Source organism: Neobacillus niacini, from assembly GCF_036961885.1.
Lineage (GTDB): Bacteria > Bacillota > Bacilli > Bacillales > Cytobacillaceae > Neobacillus > Neobacillus niacini_H.
This window is the reverse complement of sequence record NZ_JBALNQ010000008.1, coordinates 130,409-156,025: the sequence shown is the minus strand read 5'-3', so window position 1 is coordinate 156,025 and position 25,617 is coordinate 130,409. Positions and strand designations below refer to the sequence as shown.

General features: G+C 38.3%; 17 protein-coding genes, 1 pseudogene and 1 riboswitch. Of the genes and pseudogenes, 8 read left to right on the top strand and 10 right to left on the bottom strand.

The features are described 5' to 3' along the window. Positions 1-19 precede the first annotated feature (19 nt). Positions 20-241, top strand: a complete 222-nt coding sequence (locus V7124_RS04360) for a helix-turn-helix domain-containing protein (protein ID WP_335414315.1) — start codon at positions 20-22, stop codon at positions 239-241. 219 nt (positions 242-460) lie between these two features. Here the strand turns inward: V7124_RS04360 and pdxA are convergent, their stop codons facing one another. The 4 genes from pdxA to V7124_RS04340 form a co-directional block, all read right to left on the bottom strand. Next, complete coding sequence (gene pdxA, locus V7124_RS04355) at positions 461-1,456, bottom strand: 4-hydroxythreonine-4-phosphate dehydrogenase PdxA (protein WP_335486474.1); 996 nt, start codon at positions 1,454-1,456, stop codon at positions 461-463. Then, a complete protein-coding gene (locus tag V7124_RS04350; protein WP_335486471.1) occupies positions 1,453-2,748 on the bottom strand; it encodes a four-carbon acid sugar kinase family protein in 1,296 nt (431 codons plus the stop codon). The genes pdxA and V7124_RS04350 overlap by 4 nt, the downstream gene beginning before the upstream one ends. Before the next feature lie 179 nt (positions 2,749-2,927). After that, positions 2,928-3,920, bottom strand: a complete 993-nt coding sequence (locus V7124_RS04345; protein WP_335414305.1) for a 2-keto-3-deoxygluconate permease — start codon at positions 3,918-3,920, stop codon at positions 2,928-2,930. Positions 3,921-4,123: 203 nt separating this feature from the next. Then, entirely contained in the window at positions 4,124-5,812 is a 1,689-nt protein-coding gene (locus V7124_RS04340) for a sigma-54-dependent transcriptional regulator (RefSeq protein ID WP_335486468.1), read from the bottom strand. A gap of 307 nt (positions 5,813-6,119) precedes the next feature. Between V7124_RS04340 and V7124_RS04335 the strand changes: the two are divergent. Both V7124_RS04335 and V7124_RS04330 read left to right on the top strand, forming a co-directional pair. Further along, positions 6,120-6,293 (top strand): annotated as a pseudogene (locus V7124_RS04335) (FGGY-family carbohydrate kinase); the annotation flags it as partial. Positions 6,294-6,723: 430 nt separating this feature from the next. Next, positions 6,724-6,813, top strand: a riboswitch (cyclic di-GMP riboswitch). A gap of 521 nt (positions 6,814-7,334) precedes the next feature. After that, complete coding sequence (locus V7124_RS04330; protein ID WP_420490504.1) at positions 7,335-9,866, top strand: YecA family protein; 2,532 nt, start codon at positions 7,335-7,337, stop codon at positions 9,864-9,866. 585 nt (positions 9,867-10,451) lie between these two features. Here V7124_RS04330 and V7124_RS04325 read toward each other — a convergent pair. After that, positions 10,452-12,695 carry a beta-glucosidase family protein gene (locus tag V7124_RS04325; RefSeq protein WP_335486462.1) on the bottom strand — a complete coding sequence of 748 codons (2,244 nt, stop codon included), beginning with the start codon at positions 12,693-12,695 and terminating at the stop codon, positions 10,452-10,454. A 986-nt stretch (positions 12,696-13,681) separates the two neighbouring features. Between V7124_RS04325 and V7124_RS04320 the strand changes: the two genes are divergently transcribed. Next, the gene (locus V7124_RS04320) at positions 13,682-13,897 is read left to right on the top strand and encodes a spore germination protein (protein WP_335486459.1); all 216 of its coding nucleotides are present in this window, start codon (positions 13,682-13,684) and stop codon (positions 13,895-13,897) included. Between the two features lie 118 nt (positions 13,898-14,015). On the opposite strand, the gene ndk is transcribed toward V7124_RS04320, so the two are convergent. Both ndk and V7124_RS04310 read right to left on the bottom strand, forming a co-directional pair. Next, entirely contained in the window at positions 14,016-14,471 is a 456-nt protein-coding gene (gene ndk / locus V7124_RS04315) for a nucleoside-diphosphate kinase (RefSeq protein ID WP_335486673.1), read from the bottom strand. A gap of 265 nt (positions 14,472-14,736) precedes the next feature. Continuing rightward, positions 14,737-15,486, bottom strand: a complete 750-nt coding sequence (locus V7124_RS04310; protein WP_335486456.1) for an SDR family NAD(P)-dependent oxidoreductase — start codon at positions 15,484-15,486, stop codon at positions 14,737-14,739. Positions 15,487-16,661: 1,175 nt separating this feature from the next. Here V7124_RS04310 and V7124_RS04305 point away from each other — a divergent pair. Beyond that, positions 16,662-17,501, top strand: coding sequence for a hypothetical protein (locus V7124_RS04305; RefSeq protein WP_335486453.1), 840 nt, complete (start codon positions 16,662-16,664; stop codon positions 17,499-17,501). An 87-nt stretch (positions 17,502-17,588) separates the two neighbouring features. Continuing rightward, entirely contained in the window at positions 17,589-21,218 is a 3,630-nt protein-coding gene (locus tag V7124_RS04300; RefSeq protein WP_335486450.1) for a right-handed parallel beta-helix repeat-containing protein, read from the top strand. 53 nt (positions 21,219-21,271) lie between these two features. On the opposite strand, the gene V7124_RS04295 is transcribed toward V7124_RS04300, so the two are convergent. The 3 genes from V7124_RS04295 to V7124_RS04285 form a co-directional block, all read right to left on the bottom strand. After that, positions 21,272-22,351, bottom strand: a complete 1,080-nt coding sequence (locus V7124_RS04295; RefSeq protein ID WP_335486447.1) for a hypothetical protein — start codon at positions 22,349-22,351, stop codon at positions 21,272-21,274. Between the two features lie 278 nt (positions 22,352-22,629). After that, positions 22,630-23,628, bottom strand: a complete 999-nt coding sequence (locus tag V7124_RS04290) for a hypothetical protein (protein WP_335486444.1) — start codon at positions 23,626-23,628, stop codon at positions 22,630-22,632. 130 nt (positions 23,629-23,758) lie between these two features. Next, positions 23,759-23,932, bottom strand: a complete 174-nt coding sequence (locus tag V7124_RS04285; RefSeq protein ID WP_335486441.1) for a hypothetical protein — start codon at positions 23,930-23,932, stop codon at positions 23,759-23,761. 84 nt (positions 23,933-24,016) lie between these two features. Between V7124_RS04285 and V7124_RS04280 the strand changes: the two genes are divergently transcribed. Further along, on the top strand, positions 24,017-24,193 hold the full coding sequence (locus V7124_RS04280) for a hypothetical protein (RefSeq protein WP_335486438.1): 177 nt from the start codon (positions 24,017-24,019) through the stop codon (positions 24,191-24,193). Positions 24,194-24,722: 529 nt separating this feature from the next. Further along, positions 24,723-25,529: a YitT family protein gene (locus tag V7124_RS04275; protein ID WP_335486435.1), complete on the top strand. Its 807-nt coding sequence runs from the start codon at positions 24,723-24,725 to the stop codon at positions 25,527-25,529. Positions 25,530-25,617 lie beyond the last annotated feature (88 nt).

The following is a 25,617-nucleotide window of genomic DNA, read 5'->3' as shown; positions in this document are numbered from 1 at the left end:
AATTGGATGTAGGGAAACTATGAATAGAATCGTGGTTGTAAAAATTAAGGAACTACGTACAGAAAAAAGTATGACCCTGAGGAAGTTAGCGCGGCTAAGTGATGTACGTCATGCGACACTAAGTGAATTGGCAAACCAAAAGAGGATCAATGTCCATTTTCATCATCTAGCCCGAATAGCGGACGCACTAGATATTGACGACATGAATCAAATTATCACGTTCAAAAAAGTAGAAGACTAAATGAAAATCATGAATAAGGGAATTAAAGTGTTCCTGATTCCCCTTTTCTATAAAAAAGGTCGCTTCTAGAAATCTTTTAACCGTATTGGCGGTGAATTAAAGAGGATAGCAAATAAGCTATCCTCTTAATTATCCCTTTTTACTTCGCTTGATGTTATATGAGTCTGCTACCTAAAGAAACGGGACCTGAGTGGGGGTCTGACCCCATTTGATCGGTCATTATCTCTTCGGTGCCAACTCAATAGCTGAACGGATGGCAGCTAGCATGCTTTTTTCGTCAGCAATATTTTTTCCAGCGATATCAAAGGCTGTGCCGTGATCGACAGATGTGCGAATAATGCCACCTTTTAATCCTACTGTAATATTTACGCCCTCTTCGATTCCCATTACTTTAATCGGGGCATGTCCTTGGTCATGATAACAGGCAACGACGATATCAAAATCTCCTCTTCCTGCTCTAAAAAACAATGTATCCGCAGGGAGTGGGCCCGTTACATTGATTCCTTCTGATTGTGCCTTGGCAATTCCAGGCATTAATTTTTCTTCTTCTTCTCCATTGCCAAACAACCCATTTTCTCCTGCGTGAGGATTGATTCCGCAAACAGCGATACTTGGATGATCGAAGCCTGCTTTTGAAAGAGTATCGTGTGCTAATTTTATTACTGTATAGGTTCTTTCTGGATTAATGCTCTCGATGGCTTTAATTAATCCCATATGCGTGGTTAAATGGATCACTCTTAGGTTCGGTGTAGTGAGCATCATCGAAAAGTCTTCGGTATCCGTCAATTTTGCAAGAATTTCTGTGTGTCCAGGATACATATGGCCGCCCTTATGCAAAGCTTCTTTATTTAAAGGAGCTGTACAGATCGAATCAATCTTTTTCTCTTTCGCTAGATCTACTGCCTTCGCTAAATATTGAAACGCACCATCGCCTGCAATAGCTGAAACTTCACCAAAAGGTAAGTCGATAGGTAAAAGATCTAAATCAATCACATCGATCGTACCGTATTCATACTTCGCTTCAGATGGATCTTTAATAGAATTGATCTGTAAGGTTACTTGCACAATCGGTTTAACTTTTTCTAAAATTTTCGCATCCCCGATGACGAGAGGACGACAGTTTTCATACACTTCTTTATGATTAAGGGCTTTAACAATTACTTCAGGACCTATGCCTGCTGCGTCCCCCATTGTAATTCCGATGATTGGTTTCATTTTTCATTGACTCCCTTCAATTTGTTTAGCGCATTTATGAATACATCGTCTGAACCGAATCCGCCAGCTTTGGTAACGACATAAAGGTCATCACGCCCTAAGAATTTAGAGATTGGAACACCAATTTCTAGTTCATCTAGCAATTCAAACCCCTTGACATCCCATAACGTACAAATTTGTTTCGCAGTATCTCCGCCCGTCATAGAAACGCCTTTGAAATACCCTTCTTCTAAAAGAACAGCACAAACCGCGCCCATTGCTTCTACAATTTCATTGCTAATTTCTGTATGGCTAAGGCCCCTTGATTCACCTGTCGCCCAGGCTTTTTCGATATCTTCTTTTTCCCCTGTGGAATAGATGACAACATCTTGACCTTCCTGCGCCTTTTGCACAGTTTCACGATACACCCTGCTGATTTCACTTTTCCGCTCTGTATCATCAGATACGGCTTTGTAGGATTCAAAAGGGATGGCATGAACATTTGTTTTCTCCAATAACACCTTTAACTGTACTCTAGAGTTTTTATTCACACTGCCAATCACCGTGAGAATGGGAGTAGTGGTAGGAGGAATAACCAAATCAGCCTCACTTTTTGGGATTGCATAATAGTCAGGAAGATAATTTGCCATTCCCGCAGAACCCACCCAAGTAAATTGATACGTTAATGTTTTGGTGTAAGCTAAAATTTGCTCAAGATGACTTTCTTCCGTGGAATCAATGATAATGTATGTTGTATCTTTTTCAAAATAATCCTTTATCTTTTCCTGAACAAACGTTTCCCCTTGATTCAAATCATCAACAGTTATCGTTCCAATCGCATGCTTTGTTTGCTCTTGTAAAAGTTCTGGTAAGTATGATTTCGTTACGGGTGTTTTTGGATCTTTTGAAATCTCTGTTTCTCCTAAAGGAACACCTTTTAAATAGTGGGTAGAATGGAATATGGTTCGATTGTTTTTCGGATATCCTGGTGCAATCATGACAAAATCCGGTTTTAACACATCGTATACTGCGTCAATCTCAGCTCCAATATTTCCTCTCATGGTAGAATCGAGTTTTTTAAAAATATTCGTAAATCCAGCATCTTTTAGAAATTCCGCTGCCCTTTTTACCTTGTCGTACGCTTCTAGTTGGTTGATCGAACGGCTGTCTGTATCAAAAACAACAGCTTCATACTTATGAACACTGGTTTCGTCCATATCAAATAAAACAGTCGTTTTAAGTCCGTGACGAGCTAATTGAACACCACTATCATTAGCACCCGTTAGATCATCTGCGATGATAGCTAATTTCATAATGATTCTCCTTTCGGTAACCCTTTCTTGAATAAAAGAAGAAAGAGAGATGCCTCTCCCTTCTTTTGTTCAGAAATAACTATAGGTTTTTTGAAGATTGTCCAGCGTAAGCAGCCCAGCGACTAGCATTTCGCTAAACAGGCCCTTGAGCTTTTCTCCTAGCAATCTATTAACCTGATTTAACTAATTTTAGTTGTAGCCGATTCTATTTCAGATATTTTCCCCTTTTTATCTAATCGTTTTGCTAAAAACCCAATCACGATCGGAAGTAAAATGGCTGTTGTTACAACGCTGGCTGCAATTTGAACCGTTGCAATTTCAGCGACTGGAGCAAATGCTGCATTTGCAGCCACAATGGCTGCTGGCGTTGCAACGGCGTTACCTGCAGTTGTACCTTCCGCAGCACCTACAATCGGATTCCAGCCAATCCATTTGTAAACTAAGTAACCCGCGCCACCAGTGAATACAACCGTTATAACACCAAGTAATATCCCGCTTAAACCACCTTCAACAATCGCAGTAAAATTGATTCCCATACCTAATGCAAAGGCGAAAAATGGAATAAGTACGTCACTGCCTTTCGTTAGGAAATTCTTCATTTCAGGATCTAAGTTACCTAATATCATACCAATAATAATCGGAAGAAGCACTGCCAGGAAGGATTGGATAGAAAACATTCCGTCTACAAATCCCATCGTTCCAAATATAGATAAAGCAACCATTGTTAAGAATGGTCCATCATTTAAAGCTAAAAGAGAATACGCTGCTTTGTCATCTTCTTTACCGTATTGACCAACAAGAGCCATATACATGCCGCCATTACTATTTGTCATTGCAGCAATAATCGCTAGCGGCGCCATTCCTAAGAACAAGCCATTACTATCAGCGAGCCAAAAAGCAATAAGACCGACTAGAGCACCCACTACCCATTTTAATCCTAATAACGTTGCACCTTTTCCTAATGATACACCGACACTTTTTACGCTAATTTGCGATCCTGCAATGAATAAGAATAAAGCAATTAAGGTATTGGCACCGGTTACAAATAGTGATTCTGTAAATCCGCCAATTCTTAATAGACTTGGAAAAAACGTATTAATCGTAGCTGCTAGTAATAATGGAACAACCATCATTCCACCAGGGATACGATCCAAAGTTGCTTTAATTTTCATAACGATTACCCCTTTATAATTTAGTATGATTTCACGCGTCCCCTAGAAAAACGCTTACATAAAACGTTTACAAACTCATAGTAAAATAGATTGTTATTAAAAGCAACACTTTTTTTAAAAATATTGTCACATTATCGTCAAATTTAAATAGATTGTTTAAAAATGCAACACTTTTCAACAAAAAAATAACGTAAACCTAAAGGTTACTCTTTAAGTTTACGCCATAAGGTTGCCCGGTTGATTCCCAATCTTTCAGCTGCCTTTGATTGATTATTATTTTCTTCTTTTAAAATTGCTAGTATGATTTCCTTTTCGATTTCTTTCAACGTTCCTATTGGAGGAATGATTAGATTAGTAGCGGTTTTCTCATTTGAAAGAACCCTTTGGATCGTCTCTTTGTGAATCACATAATCTTTTTCATTTAAGGCGATTTGTTTGATGACGTTTTTTAGGTCATCGATATTATTCGGATAGTGGTATTCTTCTAGACACTTTAATGCATCACTTTTTATTTTAATAGCTGTAGTACCGTAATTTTGATGATAATAGGATAAGAAAAATTGACTCAATTTATCAATATCCTCTTTTCTCTCTGATAAATTAGGCAATAGAATCTTGTTCATTTTTGTACCTAAAATCATTTCATTCGCAAATGGAGTTTCTGAAATAATAAAGATCCGCGTCTTCCACTCAATACAATCTTTAATAAATCTTGCTACTTTCTCATGTTGGATGACAGTGGCAAGATTTTTCACCTTTATCGTACCTATTTTCGAAAGGGGGAGTTTTTCTAACTGATTGATCGTAAATTCTTCAAAATCAATGGTAATAAGTATTCTTTCATTCGATAACTCACCATGGATATAGTTGGTAATAAAATCTTTACCTGTCCCTTTTTCGCCCTGCAAAAGAATTGGAGCATTTTTTTCGTACAAAGCTTTAAGATGATTTAAAATGGTAGCCATCGCCTTAGATGAAATCGCAATGGGTTCACTTATTGAATCAGTATGTTTAATAAGACCCTTTTGTTCGAATAAATCAATCGAACTCTTTTCTAACACATATATTTTATAGTGGAGGTCATTCATTTGATAGGAGGATCCTGATACATGAATGTTGTAGTCATCAAACGTAAAATGGGTTTGAACCGTACTTTTATTCATCATGAGGTCCGTATTCAACATATATAACTGCCCTTTAGATAATGGATTCGAAGGGAAGTCCGTCAAATGCTCATACAGAATCTGATTGCTATCGTCAAGAATGATCATATTTTTCGTATCTTTTAAAATAAATTGTTCAAAAATTTTCGCCAGATTATTTTTATGATTAAGATAGCCATAGATCAGTTTCGCATCTTCTATTGATTTTATAATTGACTCTTTACCTGACTGTATTAAAAAACCTTTAAGTCCATAAGCAGCTGACGTTTTTACTGTAATGACATCACCGACTATTTGCTGATACCCCAAATTTTTAAGTTTTAGGATTAAAGGGGCAACCTCGTTTGAATCACTAACGGTAAAAACATTTAGCGGATAATCCAATAATTCAATGATCGACTTAGCACCTGAGGTTATATTCGAAAAACCAACAATCGCCGTTTTATCTGTTAGATTGCTTATTAACGTTAGCGATCGAATCATATCATATCCTGACAGATGCATATCGATAACAGGAATTTTCACGGCCTTTTTGATTAATTGTGCTGTTCCCCCTCTACTAATAATGACATCTGTGCCTTTTTTTTCTTCCGAACGGGCCATCTCGGCGCCAGTAGTTAAGTCCCCAACAGAATAATTTATAGTCAACTCTGGGAAAAGAGAAATGCACTCTTTAATAATAGGGACCATCGATTCATATGGAGCGATAATATGTACTTTCATATTCATAAATGCCTACTTCCTACTCAACTAATACGCTTTTGGTGTAAACACCTCTCAACGTTCAGGGAGAAATAATTCTAGTATATGAAAAAATCCCGAAGGTAAAAATGGGATGATAATCTTTGCATTCTATTAACGTGATAAGTCCTTATTTATCATAACAAATTTTATGAATATATATCTAGCAGGATTATCTAAGACCACTTTGCGATAGACTTGGTATTTTGGGAAACCTATGTATAGATGATTTGATATTAATTGGAGAGTTTACTACTTGTAGTATTGAACCATTTTCGATTTTTTTAACCGTTAAACCATTGAGATTTTCCGTTCGAGTGGAAAAACAATTGATTCTGTCATAACCATTGGTGGAGGAGCGAAAAATTCAGATTGGCTGCAAATCCAAGCAGACATCTTTAATGCAAAAATCGTGAAGCTATCTAGTGAACAAGGCCCGGCGATGGGAGCAGCGATGCTTGCGGAGTATCGGTCATCTTAAATTAAGACTCCGTTATAACTGAATGTCGATGTCACCCTGTTTGAAAAATAAGCGGAGAATTCCGTTTATATTGGGAAATACCCATATTTCCCTTAATATAAGCGGAGTTTTCCGACTATGCAACCCAAAACCCTCCATTTTCCCCTTTTTTGAGTCAATAGGCGGAATTATCCGTCTATTAGGACTATTTTCAAGGCTATTTGCTAATTAACCGGAATTCTCCGTCTATATATCAGATCGGACGCAACCTGCCCCCCCAACCGATAAGAGCGGACCAGTAAATCGTCTGCTCTACACCTTTTGTTATCCTTTACCGCGTTAATCTTTAGCCGAGTGGGGGTCTGACCCCGAAAATAGGAAAAAGGACCTATAAAATCACCAGGAAGGTTATCCGATATTATTGGTATATCCATATCTCGTACGATAAAGGCAAAATCATTGAAAAATGATGACGCAAAACTATAGGGGCTAACATCATGATGGGTGATAACGCTTGCCAGTTCCCGAATACGGTCTCTTACGATTTATGAATAAATTAAAGGGGACATGCATTATGGAAATGAAGACAAATATTAAAAAGTTTAGAATTACATGGCATACGATAAGAAAAAACTATTTAGAGCTATTACTAGATAGCTGCCTGAATTCCATGATTCAAACAAAATTGAAGCAAAAAATAACCTACCATAATAATAGGATATTTGATCTTGTCTAACAGGGCATCTTTCGAGATGCCTTTTATATTACCCAAAACTTAGCTATGAATCTTTTAGAAAAACGAACTTTGATTTGTTTCTATTAAAATAGTAGTCGAGGACATAGCATTGTTTCCATCACTATGCTGCACTATCCCCCACCATTCCACGGAGAACTCTATAAATAGTTAATCCTAAACGAACTCCATAGACACTTTTACGAAGGAAAAAGCCCTCAGAGCCGCCCCAACCGGACCCAAATTACCTATAATTTTTACAAATATTGCATTATAATAAAGTAATAATTTTGCATTCTAGGAGTTGAGCCTTGCCCATGTTGATGGCTGTCGGTCGTAATGAACCTTGTCCCTGCGGATCGGGTAAAAAATTTAAAAAATGCCACGGAAAAAATGGAAGCAAAAGTTTTAGAACGGAAGCAACTAAAGAGGTTTCCTCACCCGTCAAAAAGAAAAATAATTTCTTCCGTCCGACTGAAACGCCAAGGCAAGTCATTGATACAAAAGCCTTTGTGAAAGATAGACTGGAAAAGCTAATGACAGAACTCAAACGCCCGCGGCCTGACGGTGATGTAGTTAAATTTCTAAACTCCCAGCTTCATCAACTAGATCAAAAAGGAAACTTGACACAAAATGAGTATCGGCTCATCAAAGAAATCGCATTATCCAATGCATGGGATTATGCCCGGCTTCCTTTTGGGGATACTCCGGATTATGGGGCGTTTAACATATACTTCGAGCTGGCGCAACAAGCCATTACCGAGAGAATTACCGATGAACAACAGTATTACAGTGTCACTGTCTATGTCGGACCTGGGGACACACTCGTAAAATGGGAGCTCTCGACCAGTTATGGATGGAGAGGATATCGGGATAACGATGCCATGAATATTGTCTGGAAAGATACGGACGAACTCCCTGAAGAAACCATGGAGCCATCTCAAACGGCTGTTGACCCAGATCCAGTCCCACCAATAAGACAATCACCTTATCGGTTTGATGTCGGAATTGAGGAATTTATCGCTGGGTATTTAGATCTCATCAGCATGGAAATTGAAAATACCTCAAGAGATTGGTATCTGACCGATCTGATTGGAGATATCAGACCCTTTTCGAAAGTTTCCGATGCATCGAACCTGGAAGACCTAAAAGAAATGTATTTAATCGAGGTAGAAATTACCTTATCAGTGCGAAACGATGATGACCAATGGGATATTTCATGGAGTAATGCCACACAATCGGTAAAGGAACCCTATAAACCTCACCTTTTTACCAAACTAAAAATTGTCGATTATATCTTGGATGAAGTAAAGAACTATACCAAGAAAACGCCAGATGCAGTCAGTAAAGAAACCATCCTGTTGTATCTGGAATTTACCAAAAATGTTTTGGTCCAAAATTACGAGATTGATGAAGTAGTGAACAAGCCCTTTATCGTGATTTTTACAGATGAAAAACAGAATATTATTGATTTCACGATAACCGAAAGTAATCAGTTCACCAAAATTGAATGTTATACGTTTCAGGAGCAGTCTGCCAACATTTCTGCCACTAAAAAGGAAATGTCTCGACAAGGGCAATTGTTATTAATATCGGCACAACGTTTTGACTCACTGGTTCCTGATCAATTTAATGAGGAGTTTGACTTTTCACCTTTTTGTCTTAGTTACTTTAAGGCATTGGAGCAAGAGTTACAATTCCATTATGGCGCTATCGTTTTAGAGCTGGTTCCTAAAGTGAAAAAACGCGACTTAACCATCGGAAAGTTTACATGGGCCTTTAAAGAAATCTTTTTCAAAAATAAAGCGGAAACCCTGAATATAACGGAACCATTCCTGGTGAAATTGGAGAGAGTCAGGGAAATTCGGAATCTATCAGCCCATCTAGACCCGGTTAGCTATGGGATGTATGAAGAAGTCCGCAGCCTTTTTGTCGACAATCAATTTTTAGATGAGGTCCTTAGCCTTGGACAGGAAAATGGATATAAATTCACTTATTCCAATCGGATCCGGGAAAGTTTGCTGAACAAGTTGTTGGATACACAAATAGAGGTTCCTGCACTAAGTCCATACATGAACCTGGATGACCTGGTTCCTAACCGCTATGCAGCACTCAAAAAGCTCGAAGACGCTGCAAACCTTTATTTCAAAGTGCCGTTTCAAGGGACCCACCCGATAATGGATGGCCGAATTCTCGTAACGGAAATTGACCATGATTCTCTAGGATACCTACTCCTTAAGGAGGATGCAACGAACCGCAAAGGGTTTTGGGGCCATCAATTTGACTATATTGGCCATAATGTTTTTGCTGATCGGCTGGACTTACAATTTGGCAATATGATGGATAGTACCCGCGGTATTATTTCACTGATGATTGGGAATGGCATCATTCACTATAAAGGGAACGTTGCCGCCAAAAAAATGAAACGGAAAGTTTTAAGTAATATTTTTAGCAGCAAGGAAGATTTCCAACGTAGAATGATGGTGTTAATAGAAGACATTAATAAGGAAGCAAAAGTAGATTTCTTTTACCAACTGCTTAGCGACTTTTACCTATTACTCGTCGGTGCAAATGAAAATCAAACAATAAAGACACCCAATTTACTTCTATTAGAAAAATTCTTAACAACCGTTCTAGCAGAATACCATCATATCCAAATAACTAGACTCACCCTCCTTTCAATCGTACGTGAATTCTTATTGATGACCGATATGAAAGAGGATGTTGCAAACTTCTCTACCTTTAAAATCGAAGTATCCGATGGACAATTAACCCTAACGCCATTGTCATCAACCAGCCAAGATGAAATCATTTTTGTAGTAAGTGACAAGGAACTGCAAGTAAAATAGGTGGGTAACGGCCGCTTCTTCAGTCAAAAATTTTGGCCCAGTTATAAATTTTATTCTGTTTGAAAAATAAGCGGAGAATTCCGTCTAAATTGGGAAATACCCATATTTCCCTTAAAATAAGCGGAGATTTCCGCTTATACAAGGAAAAACCCCCCCTTTTCACGTTTTTCGAGTCAATAGGCGGAATCTCTCCGTCTATTAGGGCTATTTTCAACGCTGTTTGCTAATTAACCGGAATTCTCCGCCTATTAATTCTTATACCTACACGAAAATCAACAATGAATAGTAACAGAGCCAAAGAAGGGGCTGCTAACACTGCAAAGTGCTAGCAGCCCTCTTCTTTTACAGCTATGAATATCTCAAAAAATACTTTTTCCCTGGGTAAAACTTACGATTTGCTAACGAGCTGGAAGCAATGGATTTTATAAATATTATTTTGGAAAGGAGAAATGTAGAAACTGCACGTTAAGGGGAGAGTTGTGTAAGTGGAACCGCAGTAAGAAAAATAGTAGTAAGCGCCAAATAATCCCCACCTTTTGAAGACGGGGATTATCTGAATTATTATTTAGATTATGATTGAAAGCCTTACTTGCTGTGCCCAGCTGGTGTGCGTACCGTAATGGAGTCGGTCAGCGTGATCTTGTCAGAAGAATTACCGACATACACCTTGTACGAACCGTCAAGAGTTTTCCAAGCATCAGCATCGGCATCCCAAATGGATAATGGGTGGTTAGTCGCTGACGGGTCGATGGTAATTGATACATGCTTCTTCTCACCTGGTTCTAGCCAGATTTTCTCGAAACCTACCAAGCGCTTAGGCGGCTGATTCGCGTTTTCAGGCAGACCTAGGTAAACCTGAGGAACTTCAGCACCCGCAACTTCACCAGTGTTCTGCACGAAGAACGATACCTTAATTGGCTTGGTACCATCGGTGGTCTTCGGCGTGACTACGAGCTTTGAAATCTCGAAGTCTGTGTAGGACAAACCATAACCAAATGCAAAGAGAGGTTTGATGCCTTGAGCATCGTACCAGCGGTAGCCCATTTCTAGACCCTCAGAATAGTATACCTGCGGGATCTCTCTTCCATTACTATCCAACACTCCTTGATTGATTCCTGGATAGCGATCAGCAGTGCTAGTAGGCGTGTCCGCCTTGGAAACCGGATAGGTAACTGGAAGCTTACCCGATGGGTTGGCGAGCCCGAATAACAAGTTGGCGACAACATTGCCGTCCTCCTGGCCTGGGTTCCATGCTTCGAGTATTGCTGGGACCTCGTTAACCCAAGGCATAAGAACTGGATCTCCATCTTTGAGCACAAGTGCTGTTTTCTCATTTGCTGCGGAAATAGCTGATATCATTGCATCTTGGTTGTCAGGAAGGGCCAGGCTTGGGCGGTCTCTGCCCTCGCTAGTTACGACTCCGGCCATAAGAATTACGACGTCGGCATCCTTCGCTGCAGCAACAGCCGCGTCGAGATTGCTATTGTCCTTGGCCACAGTCACCTTAGTAATCGTCGCATCCGAACCTAGTTTATCTAGGGTGTTTTGCAGACCCTGAAGCGGTGCAACCGTGTAAAGTGGACTTACCCGTGAGCTTCCACCACCTCCGGCGACTGCTGCGTCGATGTATGTGGTTTGACCGATTAAGGCGATTGAATCAACGGAAGAGTCGAGCGGCAGTAGGTTACCTTCGTTTTTCAGCAGGACGGCTGTCTGTTCAGCGATATCACGTGCTTGAGAACCGTTGGTCACAGCGTCGATGGTGCCCCGTACAATTGGACGGTCGAATATGCCATATTTGAACATTTGCACATATCGGCGGTCGAGTGCCTGATCAATTGTTTCTATCGTTAGGCTTTTGTTGTCGAGCGCAGCCTTGATGGCCACGTCATTGAAGAACCGGTTCGACTGCATCTCAAAATCCAATCCGGCGTTTAGAGCAGGTGCAGTTGAATGCGTAGCGCCAAAGTCAGACTGGACGTAGCCCTTGAAGTCCCACTGATCACGAAGGACAGTGTTCAGTAGATACTCGTTCTCGCAAGCATAGGTCCCACCTACCCGATTGTATGAGCACATGATCGAGCCAACGTTCCCATCCTTGACTGACATCTCAAACGGCAGCAGGTAGAGCTCGTGAAGCACATTCTCTGCGATGTTTACGTTGACTGAACCACGGTTCTGTTCCTGATCATTGAGTACATAATGTTTAGACATTGCGATGATGTCGTTGTCTTGAATCCCCTGGATTTCTTTCGAAGCTAGAACGCCGGCGAGGTAAGGGTCCTCACCCATATACTCGAAATTACGGCCGTTCTCGCCCAAGCGTGCAAGATTGATGCCGGGGGCCTCGAGCTCGTGCAGACCAAGCGTGCGTGCCTCGCCCCCCATCAAGTTACCGTATGCGTATGCGAGGTCTTGATCGAAACTGGCTGCAAGCCCAAGTGCAACGGGTAGAGCAGTAGCTTTATCCTGCGGGCTGCAATCACCTCCGCCAAGACCGACTGGACCATTAGTGATCCGGAACGTCGGGATCCCAAGCTCAGGGATGCCAGGTACGTGCCGACCAGGGGTTCCGCATTCTGGAAGCTCAGGAATTGCACCGCGAGCCCCGGCAAGCTGCTGGATCTTCTGTTCCAGTGTCATTGCATTGATAAGAAGTTCCGAACGTGCCTCAGGTGAAAGAGACGTATCCATCCAGGGCAGCGACGAGACAGTACTCGTAGACTGGCTTGGAGCTGCGAGTGCCCCAGTGGCAATAGCTGTAACAGTTACAATTATTACAAGCGAAGATAACACAAGTTTTCTTAATCTGTTTACTGATTTAGACATTTTTCTACCTCCCTTTTATAGAATAGAAAGAGCTACCTTTTATACTCTACTTGCACCTCCTCGTTTTATTATGAAAGCGTTAACAATTTATAACACGTTAATTATATTAAATATTCTGACTACTTAGTTTGTTGTATTTTTAGGATTTTTTGTAATTTTCTTATATTTCTATTAATAATTCACAAAAGATACATATTAGGAAATTAGGGTCAGTGTTTGTCAAGATAGTTGTCGTATACTCCTAGTTTGCTAGCAGAATCAGATTTTGACACTAGGTCTGGAAAATACGAGGCTAATGGGAGAAACTAGACTGTAACCACCAACAATGGGCAAACAAAATCTACACCTGCACCAATCAAACCGGGGAAACTTTACACTCTTTTCTACCTATCCCCTCACTCGACAAACTTCATTCTTCTACTTTACGCAAATCCCCAATTTAACAATTGAAAAAATGAATCTTATCAAACGTTTGATTATCACGAAAATTTCTAAACAAACGTTTGATTAGATGTAAGAAAATCCCTTTTATTAAACGAACTCATGTCAGTTTAGCAGAAGATTTTATGTCGATGAAACGTCCCAGTCTTTGATAATGATCTACAATAAAAATCTATAAAAACTAGTTATCTACCAAGAGCGACCCGTTATGATGCCAATTAAACGTTTGTGTAAAACCGTCACCGCCCTAGATAAATCAATAGATTCTAGTAGAAATCGGGGTGAATCGTGTCGATGGATTTATCTAGTTTGAAGTTCTCATGTATATCCCCAGGACAATACTTAAGATTTGCAAATGAACTGGCAGCACCGTTTCAAAAATAGTTAAATAATCAAAACCGAACAAACTCCTCCGCTACCTTTATGCTTTACCGCTTTAAACTTTAGCCGAGCGGGGGTCTGACCCCTAATTATACTATCTGCCATTGCACTATATGTGGGAATTTTACATACATTGAATTATTAAACGGTAAAGGATGTTCTGTATGATCAATGTTCCAGGACACTTAAAGATTGACAACGTCAGTGGAGGTATCATCAATTTTGGCGGTACGTTATTCATCTCCCCTAAAAGTTCGGCAAAAACATTTGTTGGTTCCGGTTCCGCTAATACAGGAATCCAAAACACAACCTTCAGTGGACAAAGTTCAACCACTACCCTCGACACCGATGTTGTCGATCAGCCTATTGTCAAAGATTAAATGACTTGAATTAGAATCCACCCTACCTCCGAAGAACATGCCTGATCCAAACCGAATCAGGCTGTTTTTTAATGGGAAGCAACATTAAAATACCAGCCTATTGGCTGGTACGTAAGAATCAACTAGATTGTCTGTCTTCGAATGGAAAATCTTCCTTTAAGGTATGTCTATTCAATAAACCAAAGAAATTTTCAATTTCCCGTTCTGCACTTAAACGAGAATCTGAACCATGGATGACATTTTCTTCTTTTATAAACGCAAAGTCCCCACGAATCGTACCCGGCACAGCTTCCAATGGACTTGTCTTTCCAATCATAAGCCGGGAAACTTCAATGATATTTTCCCCTTCCCAGACCATTGCAAAAACAGGTCCGGATGTAATGAAGCTCACCAACTCACCGAAAAACGGCTTGTCTCGATGTTCCATATAATGGTATTCAGCCTTTGTACGGTCCACAGTCATAAGCTCTGCATTTAATAGACTAAAACCCTTTTGCTCAAAGCGCTTTATGATTTCTCCTATTAATTGTCGCTTCACTCCATCAGGCTTTACCATAATGAATGTGCGCTGCATCGTCATAAAATCACCCCTAAGTAAATATTCAACCACCAACCTAAGAGAAAGGCTACTCTCTTTGGAAGATTGTTGATTCTATTTACCATTATGGCAATATATCATAGATCTCAAACCCTTTATCAAAAAACTGGATTAACCAAAATTCAGCAGTGCTTTTCTTTCTTACACCAGGCACCGAAATTTTCAAGTACGTGCTTAACGCTCAAAAGTCCACACCTGTTGCAGATGTGGACTTCAAGGATAATTTATTTGAATTTATTCCTTACAAAGACATTCCCGCATCAACAACTAGTTCTGTTCCCGTAACGCGGCGGGCTTCGTCTGATGCGAGGTAAAGTGCGGCATTTGCAAGATCTTCTGGCTCAACAACTTCACCTAGCGGAATGGTGTCAATGTACTTTTTAGCTAGTTCCTCGTTATCAAAAATAGCCTGTACCATTGGTGTCCTCGTTGTTCCAGGGATCAACGTGTTCACGCGGATTTTATCCTTGGCAAGGATGTTGGAGAATGTGTACGACATCGTGCGTACCGCACCTTTGGAACCTGCATATCCCGGATAGTCGGTTCGTGTCATGATGCTGTTGGAAGCTACGTTGATGATGCTTCCAGCTTTTCTTTCTTTCATATGTGGGACAGCGTGCTTGACCATATAAAACGTTCCATATGCATTTACCTTAAAGATTTTATCAAATGCCTCTGAGTTGAACTGTTCAGCCGGATCACTTGGACCTGCATAACCAGCATTGTTCACCAGAATATCAAGTTTTCCAAATGTCTCGACGGCAAAGTCATTGATCTTCTTCGCATTCTCCTCCTTGGAGATGTCACCAATGATGAACTCAGCTGTACCCCCAGCTTGTTCGATTGCCTGCTTTACTTGTGTTACTCCCTTGTCGCTAACATCGGCAAGAACAACCTTTGCGCCCTCTTCTGCAAAACGCTTTGCGATGGCCGCTCCAATTCCGGAACCGCTTCCAGTAACAATTGCAACTTTGTTCTCTAGTCGTGTCATTCCTATCCCCTCCATGTTTGAATTTATAGACAAACCTGAATGATTTGTCTATTATATTTCTACTTCAGTATATCTCAGTTTCAGGATAAAATGGTGGGATATGCTCAACTCGGCGAGACTTTACACTCTTTTCCAACGATCCCCACTCTCGACAAACTTCCCTTTACCCAAATTACAAAAACCCCTTGGTAGCAACCGATACGGTAAATCTAATCAAACGTTTGATTAGCACGAAAATAACTACACAAACGTTTGATTAGATGTAGGAAAAGCCCTTTTGTTAAACGAACTACTGTCAGCTCGGCAGAACATTTTCTGTCGATGAAACGTCCCAGTCTTTGATAAGAATCTACAATAAAAACCTATAAAAACTAGTAATCTACACAAATCAACACGTTATGATTTTAACTAAACGTTTGGTTAAAATAGCCCTCACCCTAGATAAATCAAGAGATTCTAGTAGATATCGGGTAGAATCGTGTCGATGGATTTAAATATTAGGGAGTGACAGGCACAGAAATATCACCTTCCTCCCTGATTAAGAAAAAGAAGATCGAAACTTTTAATAACTTCTTGATCATTATTTCCACTCCCTAAATATTTCTTGTATACACTGTTTTAAAGTTATCAAATATATAATATTATTATTTAGGTATATATTCCTTGTAAATCCAAGAAAAACACCTGAATACTCCATAGGGCCTACGACTTTACAATTAAACTCTTATTCACACTAGTATTCATAAATAAGAAGTAATAATTAAGGGACGGTGTAGTATGTTTAAATCATTTGGAATTGGCTTTTGCATTTTCTTGGCCATGTTTTTTTTATTAGATTATACGGATGTGACTTTGAAACTACTAATTTGTTTAGTTGTTGGTATTGCATTTATAGGTCTGTCTTTTAAATTTTTCCAAAATGGGTCGGACGAGAAATGGTATGAATCCAAGGATAGTAGTAAAAGAAAACAGAAGTTCGCATCAAATCTTTTTTGGATAGGGGTCCCCAATGCTTTATTACCTATTCTTTATTGGGCATTTTTATAATTATCCTACGTTCACCTTAATGTAAAAAATAGATTCTATAATATTAAAAGGGGTAATAGAACTATATTAAAAAAATATGAGGAACTTATATATTAAATAATTGTGATAAAAATGGGGAGGATTATTAGTTGGGGAAAGTAATTATGGCACCACTATCTTTTTTCATCATCATTGGAATTGGGATAATATGTTTTTCAGCCCTTGTTGATAAATTCCAGGCATATACTATGGGAAAACCAATTGTAGAATCAGAAGGATTAACAAATGAATATCTTGTCGCTAAAACATTAATAAAAGTTGTAGAACAAGACTCTCATTTAACAATTGAATGGAAAAACAAAACAATTACAATAATAGTTGAGTCTTTATTAGAGGTTATAAAAGCATTTGACGATATAGGCGGAATAATTGTTGGCCTTTTCTTTGATAATGTTCCTGATGGTATTAATGTAGGTGTTGGTTTTATCGTTTTTTCAATTTTAATTATTATATTGAGCAAAAAAATAAGAAAAATTTTAAAATTAGATTTTAAGTGGCTATTTTTTGATGTTCAACCTAATATATTTAGAGGTGCGCTTGCAAAAATATTTTTGACAACAGTCCTTTTGTTTACTATTTTTGAGGGTTCCGGTCTTGCTATGAAAGTTGCTTTATTTATATATCATGATAATAAAGTGACAGAAGAGACAATGAAGGTTATGGAATATGCTCTTGAACCCAAACCAAAGGAAGAAGGTATTTTATCTTCCAAAAAGATTTATGATGTAAAAAAAATTAGTATCGAAAAAGATATGAAATTAAGAAAAGTTGGTATTGAAAACCCACCTGAAATTACGGCTAAAAACCTCAGAGAGATTGTTTTCGATGTTTATAGTTTAGAAGCTAACTCATATGATGACAAATATCTAAATAGATATGCAAAGGAATTAGTTGAAAAATTTGAACAAGAAAAATTAGCTAGTAATTAAACTGAGCAATAACTCAGAGAGAGACCAGGTCTAAATACGAAATTTACATATATGTGGAGATATATATCTATTATCCGGGAGGGAAATATGGAACTTCGAGTCTCTAAAAAGTTGTTTTCAAAATTTAAAACAATTAACCAGGCAATTGATAAAGCACCCCCTGGGTCTACTATTTTTATTGAACCAGGAGTCTACAATGAAAAAATAGTAATAGATAAAGAGCTTAGGTTAATTGGCGATGGTCCTGTTGATAGTATTGTTTTGACCAACACAGATAATACAGTATTGACTATAGAAGATAATGTGAAAGTATCTGGATTGACCATCTATCGTGATGGTCAAAAACTAAATGATAGTCATTGGACGGTAGAAGTATTGGCTGGAAAGTCAGAATTGGAGAATTGTACGATTAACAGTAAATCTGGAGACGGCATTTCAATCTTCTATTCACATACGAATATCGTCATGAAACGGTGTAGAGTAAGGAGCAGCGGCACAGTAGGAATGGGAGTACTCCTGTCAAATGGTGCACAAGGAACCTTGGAAGAATGTGATATAAATGGTTCTACGATGCTTAATACAGGTTCAGATGCTGTTATGAAAAAGAGCAAATTCTACAATAGCAAAAGCTCTGGAATCCTGGTTACCAAAAGTACATGCGAAGTAGTGGAATGTGAACTATACGATAATGAATACTCAAATATTGTTATTGCTGAGGAAGCGCGCCTCAAGGTACGAAAAAGCAAAATGTATCGAAGTGGAGAACACGGGATTCTCATAAAAGAAACAGCAAAAGGAACGATTGAGGATTCTGATTTGTTTGAAACTCGTTCCAATATAACCATAGAAGGGACAGGAGAGGTTAAACGTTGTAAGATTCACCAGGGAAGTGTTTTAGGGATTTATGTGAACAATGGTGTTGCCCGGATTGAGGATTCGGAGATATTTGACAACAAGACAAATATTGATTTTAAATCTACTCGCGATTCTGTTGTAGAACGATGTAAAATTTATTCTAGTAGCGTGATGGGATTATGGGTTAGAGACAGCGGGATAGGTAGAATACAAGACTGTCAAATTTATGATAACCAAACCAGTGTACAGATCGATACGAATGGTGAAGCAATAGTAAAAAGATGTAAAGTTTATCATGGCGGTATCGGTATTTCCGTTGATGAACAAGGAAAAAGTACATTAGAAGATTGTGAGATTTTTAGCAATAATACCAACGTGACCATTTCGGAAGGTGCTCATTCATTCGTTAGAAGAAGTAAGATTTATAACGGGGACCACTGTGGAGTGGGAGTATCTGAAAACGGTCGAGGAATACTCGAGGATTGTGAAATCTATGATAACCCTAAGTTCGGTGTTATTTCTCGTTTAGAAGGTGACGTAGTAGTTCAAGGTTGTAAAATATTTAATAATGATTGTGGCATCTTCGCAATGGAAAAAGGAAAAATTTCTATGGATGATTGCGAAGTATATGGTAATAACTATAGCGGCATTACCATTGAATCGGAAGGATCAGCCATTACGAATAAAACCAAAATTTTTAATAACGCTCAATTTGGTATAACAGTTGATAATATGGCCAATGGTAAATTTCATAACTGTAAAATATACGGAAATCAAGAAACGAATATAAAGAACGAAGCTAAAAGTTCTTTAGATTTAGTAGAATGTGAAGTTTACAACAGTGAGCTTAATGTTGCTATCGGTAACCGTGCGAAAGCTACAATAGAAGGCTGTGAAATTTACGATAGTAGCGGTTCAAATATCGTCGTAGCAAACAATGGGAATATACAGATTAAGGACACTAAAATTCATAAATCTGAACAATTCGGTGTTTTAGTTGTGAAAGACTCTAAAGCTGAGATAAAAAATTGCGAAATTTTTAATAATGGGACGAATACACAATTTGATGAAGATTCTAAAGTCATCATTGTAGATAATCCACCAAGCCAAAACAAAAATAGAGCAGCAGAAAATTCAGTCGAAGTGACAACAACGCAGGAAATAGTAGAGAAAAATGTAGATTTAGAGGGAATTCTGAAAGAAATTAACGCTTTAATTGGAATGGATAATATCAAAAAATCCATTAATGAGATGATTCAATTAATCCAATTTAATCGCGAACTAGTTAAATTAGGAATCGAGCCAGAAGAAGGTAACCTGAAAGTCCCACATATTGTCCTGCACGGAAATCCGGGTACGGGAAAAACAACCGTAGCAAAATTAGTTGGCAAACTCTATAAAGCAATGGGGTTATTATCATCGGGTCATACCATCCATGTTAATCGCGAAAAATTAGTAGGCGAGTATGTAGGGCAAACTGCTCCTAAAACAGTAGAGAAAATTAATGAAGCAATGGGTGGCGTACTATTTATTGATGAAGCCTATGAATTGACCAACAAAGGAACTAAAAACGACTTTGGTCCTGAAGCAATCGCTGTTCTTCTAGAAGAGATGGAAAACCGAAGAGGCGAGTTTATGGTGATTGTAGCGGGGTACGAAAAGGAAATGGAACAATTCCTTGAAGTGAACCCAGGATTAAAGAGTAGATTTACTCAGTATTACCAACTCCAGGATTATACACCAGATGAAATGATCGCAATCGCTGAGAAAATGATTACAGAAAAGAACCGTGAGATTACTTCGGATGCAAAAAGTCTGCTTCATAAAGAGTTTACAGGATTGTACAGAAAACGTGACCGCTACTTTTCTAATGCAAGAACGGTTCGTAACAATGTGGATGATATGTATAAAGCTCAAGCAACACGGTGCATGAATACTCCAAAAGAGTCTTGGACGAAGGAATTCTTATTAACTTTAACAATAGAAGACGTGGAAGCAGCTCTGCCGAAGAAAGAAGAAAAGGTATTTGAAGTTCCAATCAATGAGGGTTTATTATCCGAAACATTAAGTCAATTAAATGCTTTTATCGGAATGGATAATGTAAAAGAAGAAATTGAAAAACTCATTACCCTTGTTCGCTTTTATCGGGAAGAAGGAAGGCCACTAAATGAACTCTCTCCTCACACTTTATTATTAGGGAGCCCTGGTACTGGAAAAACCGAAGTGGCAAGAATCATCGCTAAAATTTACGAGGCATTAGGTATACTGGAACGTGGCGATTTGATCGAAGTAAACCGTGATAAATTAGTAAGTCAATATGCAGGGGAAACAGAGAAAATCACAACTAAATTTATCGACCAAGCAATCGGTGGTACTTTATTTATTGATGAGGCTTATCAGCTAACACAGTACGGTAACCAAGATCCGGGCCATAAGGTTGTGGAAGTACTATTAAAAAGAATGGAAGATGACCGAGGGTTTTTCATTGTGATTGCCGCTGGTTATCCGAATAATATGAAGCAATTCCTAGAAAGCAATGATGGCTTAGGAAGACGCTTTAGTCGTCGGATTGAATTTGAAGACTACACTCCGCCTGAGCTCATGCAGATTAGTGAAATGATCGTAAACAAAAAAGAGTATGTATTAGACGCACAAGTACAAGAGACTCTTTATGATTATTATCAGCTTGCTTATCGAAATCGAGATGAATCGTTTGGGAATGCGGGATTTGCAAGAAATATTATGATTGAAACGATGAAAAATACGGATTACCGAGTTGCTCAACTTCCTAAAGAAGAACGTTTTAGGATTAACTCAAAAATGGTAATCGTAGAGGATTTAGCATTAAATCAATATCAATAAAAGAAAACCAGTATTCATACGGTATTATACCGGTGAATACTGGTTTTTTTGCATTATCTCAGCTTACGATGATTTAAAATGATGATTTTATAGATGAGATTTACCATTTCATCTACTACTGTATGTATCTCTTGTTCACTAAGATTATATTTTCTTCCAAGGTCTTCATGGAAAACAGAAGTAAAAGAACTCTTAACCGTTTTAAGGGCATGGAAATTTGGTACCTTTTCTTTTTTTACAAGGTCAAAGTAATCTTCGCCTTCAATCTCGTAGTCTGCGCTTGGAAGTGGTTCGAAATGTTCGATTGTTAATTTACAAATCCTTGAAACAACATTTGTTAAAATGAGGATCACTTTTTTTCTATCGGGTTCACTGACAGAGTTTAGGTTCGGTAGTTGATTTTGACCATAAACATTCCAAATAGCATTACAGTATACAAGGATATTCTGTAATAACCCACCGCCACGTTGATCTATCTCTTGCTGTGCATTATTCATGATCACAGTATCAAACTTTTGGTTTAGCATTTGATTGATTTCATTAAATACATCACTACCGTCTTCAATTTCAGTTGGTAGTTTAGTTGGTATATATTTTGCCACCTGTTGAGCTAACGAGTCAGATGTCTGGACACCCGCAGCCATTTCACTTTTTGTGTGCTGTTGTTCTTTGTGAGCGTTATGTATTTCTAAATTGATTCTCTCAAAGTAATTATTAAGTTTTTTCGCACTCCAAGGAAATGCAGCTCTTGAAATAAATGAATAGTTCTGTCCATTCTGGACTCCATGTATTTCAAAATAATCACCTCTGGTCAAACCATACTGTTTTATTCCAGAAATCCGAAAGTTGTATATTTTATTGCTGCCTTGGATAAAAATGAAGGAATCGCTGGTAATTGCGATAAAACCCTTTCCCGTATCATGATAAGCCTTCACAAAAACTTTTGGTTCTTCCTTGAATTCTTCTTCTAGTCTCGTTTTTGCTTTTTGGGAGGACAGGTAACCAGGTAAGTAAGCTAGAGCTGCTAAAACCCAGCATGCTATGCCTAGAGGTGGAAAAAACATAAATAGTAAACCTGCTACTGCAAAACATCCGATAAAAGCCAATCTCATTTGATGTAGAAAATACGCCATTTGTTCGTCTCCTTGTTGAAAAAATTAAAATTACAAAAATAACACCTAATGTTCAAAATTATACCATAAGTCCTATTTTTACTGTATAAATATTTATTAGTAGTAGTAGTTTCTACATCCAAACTCCTATAGTTAATTAATTTAATAAGGCTGTGTTAAATTAGGCTGTTGATTTGTGCTCCACTAAGGAATGCTTCTCCGATATTAATAGGCACTGATGAGAAGAAGAGACTGGTCTCAACGGGAGCCCAGTCTCTTTGTTCTTATATATATGTAGTTTACTTGTTAATCGTTGCCATTTGAATAGATGGTTGATTTTTATATTTATTAATGAAATAGATTTCAATATGATCATCCGTTGCAAAAGGCACAAGGTCACTTGCGCTAAATCCACTAATTCCATAGGTTTCTATTCTTACTCTAGCCAGCTCATTTAAATTGTTATCTGTTTTTACCAACGTTACATTATCACGGTTCCCTGTTTCTTCGATATAATAGACATTTCCATCAGAGTCTACAGTAAAGTTGTAAATATAATTATCGTCAAAATTAATTACTTGTCCATTTTCATCAAAGATTGGATCACCTGTTATGGTGTCAATTCCACCAAACTCTCTACTTGTTCCTGCAGTGGAGAAATACTTGTTACGATCAGCGTCATAATAACCGTTATCATAATTTATTTCTCCCGTTAAGTTTATCTTTTCATCTGATTCCGGTAAAAAGATGAACTTTTCATCTTTCTCGCTAACTAAGAATCCATATCCTTTACTCGAATTTACTTCAAAATAAGAACCAGGTTTCGTGATAGCGACTTCCTTTACTATTTCACCATTAGTATCGATGACATAAATGATTCCCTTTTGCTTAATTAAATTTCCATTTATTGTTTGAGTTTCATAGGGATTATCGATGACAATATTCAGTTCCTTATCTTTTATAAGCCATTGGCCGCCTTTACCAATTGACACCAAAATCTTATCCTTTAAATTTTGGTAAACATAAATAAAGTCACCTACTTTAAAAATCTTATCATTAGCAATGCTTTCTGATTCAGCAGCATAACCTTCCCCGCCATATTGAAGCACAAGGTTTGATGCCATTTGCAGCGGTTCTGGTACCTCTTCTTCCACCTCTACTTCATCTTCCATTATTTCTAGTTCTACGTCTTCAACATCTGCTTGTTCAGGTTCTTTGGTTTCCTCATTTGTTTTACTTGAACAGCCAGTAATAAGGAATATTGCAACGCAAATAACCAATAATTTAGTAAATTTCAAAAATTACCACTCCAATTAGTAAAGTATATCTAAGATAGCATGTAAAAATAAGAAAACAATCTGAAACTAACTTACTATTAAATCAATCACCTTGCTGAATGCTTTTGATCATCTTTATGTCACATATCCGTTAGGATTTCTTATGTATCAAGTCATTTGTAACTTGTTTTTGAAACCTCATCCCACCTTTCCCCCAACTGCGACAAAGATGATCATCAATACTACCCACAGGTGTTTGATCCGTACCTGAATATCTCAAAGCTTCTGCTTCTTTTTCAAGTGCCACTCTTTCAATTTGTTTCATACGTGATTGTCGATGCTTATCATACCATATAGGTCTAAAGTTGTGCTGTCTTTTTGCCCTCCAGAAACCTATATAGAGGGTAGAATGGGGTGGTACACTTTTAAGAATTTAAAATCAGGCAGCATTGAAGGGTTCGAGGGGTATTCTCAGTTTAAGAGTGTGAAAGAGTTCAATACGCATGTGGAGATGTGGTTAGCAGTGAAGAAGCAGGCGTTCTCAAAGGGGGAACTAGTCGGTTTGACGGGCACGATTTCAACCTGATTGGTACTTAATTCACCATGCTAAGCAAATCTAAAGCCAAAATCTATGTTTTCCACCCCTTCAAAAAACACTTACCCCTAAATTGCACAAAAGGCCCGATTGTCCCCCATAAGAACCATCATAGTTTCTGAAACCAAATAATTAAAACCTTCGAAATAATGGTACATTAGGAAAGTATATTGACATACTTATTTACCTTTTGGTAGATTACTTTTAATGAAAAAAAAACAGTGACAAGAATGAAGAAGAGCAGAGCCTTGTTGCCCAAAGAGTCGACGCTTAGTGAAAGTCGGTTATTTTGAACATCATCTTCGAGGTGCAAATTTGAACAAGTACGCTTTGGTAGTTTTCAATGGAACCACTGGGTTTACGTTTTCTGATTTTTACAAAACAGAATATGGGTGGTAATCGAGTACAAATCGTCCCTATTTAGAGGCGCTTTTTTTGTAAAATAGGTTTCAAATTCATCCGTTATCTCAATCTACTATTCATCCCACTACAAAATGTTAGAAACGGAGCTCGAGAGACTATGAAAAATTTAATTGTTGTCGTTGGTTCGCTTATTGTGGCATTTGGCTTTAATTTCTTTCTGGTTCCATATGGGATATTAAGTAGTGGAATAAGTGGTATTGCCATTTTGATTGGGTTAATCACTCCATTTGATATTGGTTTCATGAATTTATTGCTTAATCTACCTTTGCTCATTCTAGGATACTTTAAGCTTGGTAAGGTGATTACGGTTAATACCTTGATTTGTGTGGTATCGCTCTCTGTTTTCCTATACCTTTTGCCAGCCATTCCCGTAACCGACAATATCTTGCTATCGGCGATCTTTGGCGGCATTATCGGTGGAATTGGCGTTGGGTTGATTTTGAAGTATTCAGGTACTTCTGGTGGCTTGGATATTATTGCTATTATCCTTTCGCGAATAAGCAATGTTAGTGTGGGTCTCCTCCTTACGGCTATGAACGGCGTTATTGTTCTGATTTCTGGTGCTGCTTTCGACTGGAATATTGCTCTGTATACGATGCTGTCGATTTATATAACAGGTAAGGCGATTGATAGCATTCACACGAATCACATTAAATTAACGATGCAGATTGTGACCACAAAAGGGGAGCTCATCCGAAAGGAACTACTAGAGTCAATTTATCGAGGTATTACAATCACAGACGGGTATGGCGGCTACACGCTGGAAAAGAAACAGATCTTAATGATGGTCGTCACCCGTTACGAAACCATGCAAATCAAAAAAATTGTTCGCAGCCATGACGAAAAAGCCTTTATTAATATCTATGAAACCGTCGAGGTCGATGGTGAATTCGCTAGGAATTAAGTAGTTATGTGGTGAGAAAGAAAGGGCCATATTTGTGAGGTTAGGGTCAAGGATTAGTCCTCAATAAGCGGGATTGAGGACTAACCTC

Coding starts and splice junctions, on each gene's coding strand:
- V7124_RS04360 (WP_335414315.1), top strand. CDS start 20: ATGAATAGAATCGTGGTTGTAAAAATTAAGGAACTACGTACAGAAAAA.
- pdxA (WP_335486474.1), bottom strand. CDS start 1,456: ATGAAACCAATCATCGGAATTACAATGGGGGACGCAGCAGGCATAGGT.
- V7124_RS04350 (WP_335486471.1), bottom strand. CDS start 2,748: ATGAAATTAGCTATCATCGCAGATGATCTAACGGGTGCTAATGATAGT.
- V7124_RS04345 (WP_335414305.1), bottom strand. CDS start 3,920: ATGAAAATTAAAGCAACTTTGGATCGTATCCCTGGTGGAATGATGGTT.
- V7124_RS04340 (WP_335486468.1), bottom strand. CDS start 5,812: ATGAATATGAAAGTACATATTATCGCTCCATATGAATCGATGGTCCCT.
- V7124_RS04330 (WP_420490504.1), top strand. CDS start 7,335: ATGTTGATGGCTGTCGGTCGTAATGAACCTTGTCCCTGCGGATCGGGT.
- V7124_RS04325 (WP_335486462.1), bottom strand. CDS start 12,695: ATGTCTAAATCAGTAAACAGATTAAGAAAACTTGTGTTATCTTCGCTT.
- V7124_RS04320 (WP_335486459.1), top strand. CDS start 13,682: ATGATCAATGTTCCAGGACACTTAAAGATTGACAACGTCAGTGGAGGT.
- ndk (WP_335486673.1), bottom strand. CDS start 14,471: ATGCAGCGCACATTCATTATGGTAAAGCCTGATGGAGTGAAGCGACAA.
- V7124_RS04310 (WP_335486456.1), bottom strand. CDS start 15,486: ATGACACGACTAGAGAACAAAGTTGCAATTGTTACTGGAAGCGGTTCC.
- V7124_RS04300 (WP_335486450.1), top strand. CDS start 17,589: ATGGAACTTCGAGTCTCTAAAAAGTTGTTTTCAAAATTTAAAACAATT.
- V7124_RS04295 (WP_335486447.1), bottom strand. CDS start 22,351: ATGGCGTATTTTCTACATCAAATGAGATTGGCTTTTATCGGATGTTTT.
- V7124_RS04285 (WP_335486441.1), bottom strand. CDS start 23,932: ATGAAACAAATTGAAAGAGTGGCACTTGAAAAAGAAGCAGAAGCTTTG.
- V7124_RS04280 (WP_335486438.1), top strand. CDS start 24,017: ATGGGGTGGTACACTTTTAAGAATTTAAAATCAGGCAGCATTGAAGGG.
- V7124_RS04275 (WP_335486435.1), top strand. CDS start 24,723: ATGAAAAATTTAATTGTTGTCGTTGGTTCGCTTATTGTGGCATTTGGC.